The 6,297-nt window shown below is 71.7% G+C and carries 4 protein-coding genes; 3 read left to right on the forward strand and 1 reads right to left on the reverse strand.

Translation table 11 applies throughout. The features are described from left to right. Positions 1-364 precede the first annotated feature (364 nt). Positions 365-1,159 carry a L,D-transpeptidase family protein gene (locus ACFWGJ_RS40565; protein ID WP_387333977.1) on the reverse strand — a complete coding sequence of 265 codons (795 nt, stop codon included), beginning with the start codon at positions 1,157-1,159 and terminating at the stop codon, positions 365-367. A 399-nt stretch (positions 1,160-1,558) separates the two neighbouring features. On the opposite strand from ACFWGJ_RS40565, the gene ACFWGJ_RS40570 reads away from it, so the two are divergent. The 3 genes from ACFWGJ_RS40570 (at position 1,559) to ACFWGJ_RS40580 (ending at position 6,265) form a co-directional block, all read left to right on the forward strand. Beyond that, positions 1,559-2,005 carry a PPOX class F420-dependent oxidoreductase gene (locus tag ACFWGJ_RS40570; RefSeq protein WP_387333978.1) on the forward strand — a complete coding sequence of 149 codons (447 nt, stop codon included), beginning with the start codon at positions 1,559-1,561 and terminating at the stop codon, positions 2,003-2,005. A 147-nt stretch (positions 2,006-2,152) separates the two neighbouring features. Then, positions 2,153-3,331, forward strand: a complete 1,179-nt coding sequence (locus tag ACFWGJ_RS40575; RefSeq protein ID WP_387333979.1) for a S1 family peptidase — start codon at positions 2,153-2,155, stop codon at positions 3,329-3,331. Positions 3,332-3,820: 489 nt separating this feature from the next. Beyond that, positions 3,821-6,265, forward strand: coding sequence for a GH92 family glycosyl hydrolase (locus ACFWGJ_RS40580; RefSeq protein WP_387333980.1), 2,445 nt, complete (start codon positions 3,821-3,823; stop codon positions 6,263-6,265). Positions 6,266-6,297: the final 32 nt, after the last annotated feature.

Below are 6,297 nucleotides of genomic sequence, written 5' to 3' on the forward strand. Positions count from 1 at the left end.
CACCCTCGGGTGTGGGGCAGCCGCCGTTCAACGTCCCCTTCGCGCGTGCGGCGTCATGCCACGTGCCGGCCGCCCGTTCGCGCGGGCCGTTCCCGACTTCCCGCGCGCGGGAAGTCGTTGCTTTGCGTGGTGGCTTCCTGACGGCCGCGCGGCACGTACGTGCCTCCGCTGAGGCGACGCAGCGGCGTCACTCGGATCCTGGCCTCCGGTTGCTGTTGGGTGGTGTCCATGCGTCCACAGTGCGCCTACGGGGCGGGAGCAACCAGGTCTCTCCTGTGGGCAGGACCGCCGATCCTGGTACCCGGACCACCAGGCAACGGCCGGCCACCGGTTGACGGCCCACCACCCGGTCGGCCGACGAGGCTCAGCGTCTCAGCGCCGCCGCGTCGCCCATGACGATGACCGGGTGGCGGGCCGGGTCGACGGCGCGCAGCAGCGCCTTCATGTGGTCCTCGCGCAGGCTGACGCAGCCCTGGGTGGGGCCCCCGTGGTCGACGTGCACCCAGATGCCGCCGCCCCGGCCGACGCCCAGGGGCCGTGTCCAGTCCAGGGGTGAGGTGCCGGGCTCGCGGTTGTAGTCGATGGCGATCACATGGTCGAAGGAGCCGGCCAGGGCCTCGCCCTCGAAGCCGGTGCCGTCCACGAAGAAGCCGCCGGAGTGGTGGTACGGGAGACGCGTACCGGGATCGCCGCGCAGACCGCCCGCGTCGGTGAGCGTGTACACACCGACGGGTGAGCGGAGATCGCCGATGACGTGACGGTCGGTCCAGCCCCGGAAGGCGTTGTGCGCGGGCCACAGGGTCCCGGCGTGCCAGCCGGACGCCGTGCGTTTGTACAGCACGGCGGTCGACACGGCGGAGTTGCGCCCCCGGCCCGTGACCACGAGCACCTGACTCGTCCTCGGCGGGATCCCGGCGGAGGTCTTCGGGCCCAGGCTCGGCAGGTGCCTTGGGGCCGCGTCCAGGGAGATCCGGGGTGCGGGTGCGGGGGCGGCCCCGCCGGCCCGGGTCTCGTGCGCGCCCGGTACGCGCGCCGTCGTCCTCGTCTCCGGACCGCCGCAGCCGGCGAGAACGGCCAGGACGGCCAGGACGGCGAGGAGGAGGGTGGCCGCCAGGACGACGGCGGAACGGCGTCCGGCGCCGCGTGTGCTCGTGATCATGCGTCGACCCTGACCGACGCGTATGCGGAACCTGTCAGGCGCGCGGGATCACTCACCCGTCACACCCGCACCTTGCTTCTTTCGAAACATTCGGACGATCTGACGATCACACAGGGGAAGGGCACACCTTCGCCCCGCAGGTCACGGGCTCGACGAGCCACGGCAACGGGAGTCCGGCGGCGGGAGCGTCGACGGGCTTCGGGGTCACCGTCATGAAGTACGGCAGCTCCACGGCGCCCGTGACCGGTCCGTGCAGCGCGTCCTGATGCGGGCCTGCAGGGCTTCCCGGCCGGCCCGGCGGTACGGCGGGCGTGGCGCGGTGCTGCTCGTCGCCGCGCCGTGCTCGCCGTACCGCCTGTTGCCGGAATGTTCCGTGGGGGCGCAGGCGTTGCTCAGCGCATGACTGATGACGCCGGTCCCGGCCAGGACGCCCTGCTTCGACTCCTCTCCGAGTACGACGGCGGGGTGCTGACGACGCTCAAGCGCGACGGACGCCCCCAGCTGTCCAACGTCAACCACGCGTACTACCCCGCCGAGCGGATCGTGCGTGTGTCGCTCACCGACGGCCGCGCCAAGACGCGCAATCTGCGCCGCGATCCGCGGGTCTCGTACCACGTGACCAGCGCGGACCGCTGGGCCTACACCGTCGCGGAGGGCATCGCCGATCTCTCGCCCGTGGCCCGCGAGCCCGGCGACGAGACCGTGGAGGAGCTGATCCGGCTCTACCGGGACGTCCAGGGCGAACATCCCGACTGGGACGACTACCGGGCCGCGATGGTCCGCGACGGCCGGCTCGTCCTGCGGCTGCATGTGGAGCGCGCGTACGGGATTCCGCTCGCCCGCTGACGAACACCGGCCCCTTCGACAACCCCTGTTTTTGGTCTGTACCTGACGATGGTCTGCCGCTAGGCTCTGCCCCGCAATGAGATGAGAGCGCTCTCATAGTTCAGCTGTTCCGCCCCCACCTTGCTGGAACAACGAAGGGCCATCGCCTTGAGACGCACTACGACCCTGAGCACCGCTCTGGCCTCCCTCCTCCTGATCGGCTCCTGGGCGGCCGTCGGCACCGGATCCGCCTCGGCCGCCGACGCCCCCGAAGCCGCCCCCACCGCCGCTTCGAAGGCTCCCGCCTCCAACGCCCTCATCGACGCCATGCGCCGGGACTTCGGGCTGACGAAGGCGGGCGCCGAGGCCCGTCTCGCCGCCGAGAAGAAGGCGACCGCCGTCGAACCGAAGGCCGAGCGCGCGGCCGGCGCCGCGTACGGCGGCTCCTGGTTCGACGCCGACAGCGGGAAGTTGACCGTCGCCGTCAAGAGCGGCGCGTCCGCCGCCACGCTCGCCGCCGTGCGGGACACCGGCGCGAGTGTCCGCACCGTCAAGTACAGCGCGCGGCAGCTCGACGCGGCCAAGGCGCGCATCGACAAGCTGGCCGCGCCCGACGGGGTCAGCAACTGGTACGTCGACGCCGAGTCCAGCTCGGTCGTCGTGGGCGTCGTCGCCGCGCAGCGAGCTGACAACGATGTCCGGGCGTTCCTTGCGAAGGCGCGGGCCGGTGGTTCGGTCGCCGTCACCGTCGAGGAGACCGCGGCGGCGCCCGAGACGTTCGCGGCCGGGACCGTCGGCGGCGACCCCTTCTACACCGGCAACGTCCGCTGTTCCATCGGCTTCTCCGTGTACGGCGGCTTCGTCACCGCCGGGCACTGCGGCGGGGCCGGGCAGGGTGTCAGTGGCTGGGACCGCTCGTACATAGGCAACATCCAGGGGTCGTCGTTCCCCGACAACGACTACGCGTGGGTGAACGTCGGCAGCGGGTGGTGGACCGTGCCCGTCGTACTCGGCTGGGGCACGGTGTCCGACCAGCTCGTACGGGGCTCCAACGAGGCGCCGGTCGGAGCGTCCATCTGCCGGTCGGGGTCGACCACGCACTGGCACTGCGGGAACGTGCTGGCGAAGAACGAGACGGTCAACTACAGCCAGGGTGCTGTGCGTCAGATGACCAAGACGAGTGTCTGTGCCGAGCCCGGTGACTCGGGTGGGTCGTTCATCAGCGGTGACCAGGCGCAGGGCGTCACCTCCGGTGGGTGGGGGAACTGCTCCACCGGGGGTGAGACCTGGTACCAGCCGATCAACGAGATTCTCCAGCGGTATGGGTTGACGTTGCACACGGCGTGAGGTTGGTGCGGTTCTGAGGGACGGGCTCCGTCGCCGGGAGGTGGCGGGGTCCGGCCTTGTGCTGACGCCCCGCGTCCGGCCTTGTGCTGACGCCCCGCGTCCGGCCTTGTGCTGACGCCCCGCTTCGGAGTGATGTCGTGTGCGGGTGGGTGGGGGCTGGTCGCGCAGTTCCCCGCGCCCCTTAGGGGGTGACCGTTCGACGTCGGGTGACCGTCGGTGGGGGTTGCTCGCGCCGTTCCCCGCGCCCCTTACGGGGGGGGTGACCGTTCGACGTCGGGTGGCCGTCAGTGGGGGTTGCTCGCGCCGTTCCCCGCGCCCCTTACGGGGCTTGGGTGTGCTGTGGGTTCATTGGGCGTTCATCGAGTTTGGCGGTTTTGGCGGGGCTGTGCGTGGTTCGGGGGCCTACTGTCGTCGGCGGCATTCCTCGGGGCCGGGCCGCCGTCAGGCGGTCGGTCGCGCCGCCCGTTCACACGGAAGGTTTCCTCGCACATGGTCCTCAGATCCACCGCCGTGTCGCGGACGTTCGGCAGGAGAGCCGCCGCTCTCGCGCTGACCACCGCGCTCGCCGCCGCACTGCCGGGGCCGGTCTCCGCGGCAGCCGACGCCGCCGCGCCCGCCCGCCCCACCGCCTACGTCGATCCGCTCATCGGCACAGCGAACGGGGGCAACACCTACCCGGGCGCTAACCTCCCGTACGGCATGATCGGTTGGTCGCCCACCAGTACCCGGGGCGACCAGACCAGCACGGGCGCGGCCAACGGCTACGAGTACGGGGCGACCCGGCTGCGCGGGCTGAGCCTCACGCATGTGAACGGCGCGGGCTGCAACCCGGGTGCCGCGGGCGACGTACCGATCATGCCGTTCGTCGGAGACGTCACCTCGTCGCCCTCGGCGGACACCACGGACGCCGTGTACGCGGCGAACTTCTCGCACGCCGACGAGCGGGCCGTGCCCGGCCGTTACTCCGTCGGCCTCGACTCCGGCGCCCGCGCCGACCTCGCGGTGTCGCAGCGGGCCGGCGTCGCCGACTTCACGTTCCCCGCCGACAAGCCCGCCAACCTGCTCTTCCGGGTCTCCAACTCCCTCAACGGGAGCGAGGACGCGGAGATCGAGATCGACCGCGCCCACCGCAAGGTGACCGGGTCGGTGCTGACGGGCGCGTTCTGCGGTCGGCGTGCCAACGGCGGTACCAACAACCGCAAGAGCTACTACCGGCTCTACTTCACCGCGTCCTTCGACCGCGCCTTCTCCGGCACGGGTACGTGGCAGGACGGCACCCTCTCCCCCGGTTCCACCACGGGCGGTGGCGGCGAGGGCTATGCCACGGGCGCCGACCGCGCGGGCCGCGGCTCGGGCGGTTACGTCGGCTTCGACACCGGGTCCGACAACGATGTCCACATGCGGCTCGGGATCTCGTACGTGAGCCTCGCCGGCGCCGAGGCCAACCTCCGCGAGGAGATAGAGCCGCGGGCGAGCGTCGACCAGGTGGCGGCGGCCGGGAGCCGGGCCTGGGACCGTGAGCTGCGTTCCGTGCGGGTCGGGGGCGGCAGTGAGGCTCAGCGGACCGCCTTCTACACCGCGCTCTACCACTCCCTCCAGCAGCCCAATCTGGTGAGTGACCGCGACGGCCGCTATCCCGGCATGGACGGGAAAGCTCATCGGATCGAGCGCGGTCAGGGGGCGCAGTACAGCAACTTCTCGGGCTGGGACCAGTACCGGGCGCAGATCCAGTTGCTCGCGCTGCTGAAGCCGCGTATCGCCGGGGACTTCGCCCAGTCGCTGTACAACTTCGCCGAGCAGAACGGCGGGGTCTGGGACCGGTGGGTGCACATCAACGGCCCGACCCATGTCATGACCGGTGACCCGACGGCGGCCACGCTCGCCACCTTCTACGCCATGGGTGTCCGCAACTTCGACTACCGCGGCGCCTTCGACTCCCTGGCGAAGCAGGCCACCGTGCCGCACCCGGACGGGCTCTCCGACGCGGGCTGCCCCGGTCAGTGCACCGGCCAACGGCCCAACCTGGCGCAGTACATGACCTCCGGGTACGCGGCGCAGGACGTCTGCCACTGCTGGGGCGGTGCCGCCGAGACCCTGGAGGACTCGGTCGCCGACGACGCGCTCGGCCGCTGGGCGAAGCTGCTGGGCCGGGACGAGCAGGCCGCCCACTTCGCCGAGCGGGGCGGCTGGTGGCGCAACGTCTACAACCCCGCCGCCACGGACGGGGCGGGAACCGAGGGATACATCCAGGCGCGCAACCTGGACGGGTCGTGGGTCACGCCGTTCAGCCCGGGCAGCGACCGCGGGTTCGCCCAGGGCACGAGTGCCACGTACACCTGGATGGTGCCGCAGGACGTGCAGGGGCTCGCCGAGGCGATGGGCGGGCGTGAGGTCGCGGCGGACCGGCTCGACGGCTTCTTCCACAAGGCCGACGGGTCCTGGTCGGTGAAGGGCGGCGACGCGCTGCGCTACGACCCGACCAACGAGCCCGGCATCCACGCCCCGTGGCTCTACAACGCGCTCGGCCGGCCGTGGAAGACCCAGGCCACCGTCCGGCAGATCCTCGACACCGTCTACGGCACGGGACCCACGGGACTGCCCGGCAACGACGACCTCGGCACCATGTCCGCCTGGTACGTCTTCTCGGCCCTGGGCATCTACCCGCAGACCCCCGGCAGCGCCAACCTTCTGCTGGGCGCGCCGCTGTTCCCGCACGCCGTGCTCGACCGGCCCGGGCGGGCCGACATCGTCATCGACGCGCCCGCGGCCGATGCCACGCACGCGTATGTGGGCGGCGTGCGGATCGACGGCCGTACGCACGACCGGTCCTGGACGGACGGCAGCCTGCTGCGGACGGGTGGCACGCTCAAGTTCACCCTGGCCACGGAGCCGAACACCACGTGGGCGACCGCGCCCGGCGGACTGCCCCGCTGACCGGCCGCTGACCATGGGTGTGGCCCCGGATC

This window comes from Streptomyces sp. NPDC060205, assembly GCF_042728395.1.
Taxonomy (GTDB): Bacteria; Actinomycetota; Actinomycetes; order Streptomycetales; family Streptomycetaceae; genus Streptomyces.

Coding starts and splice junctions, on each gene's coding strand:
- ACFWGJ_RS40565 (WP_387333977.1), bottom strand. CDS start 1,159: ATGATCACGAGCACACGCGGCGCCGGACGCCGTTCCGCCGTCGTCCTG.
- ACFWGJ_RS40570 (WP_387333978.1), top strand. CDS start 1,559: ATGACTGATGACGCCGGTCCCGGCCAGGACGCCCTGCTTCGACTCCTC.
- ACFWGJ_RS40580 (WP_387333980.1), top strand. CDS start 3,821: ATGGTCCTCAGATCCACCGCCGTGTCGCGGACGTTCGGCAGGAGAGCC.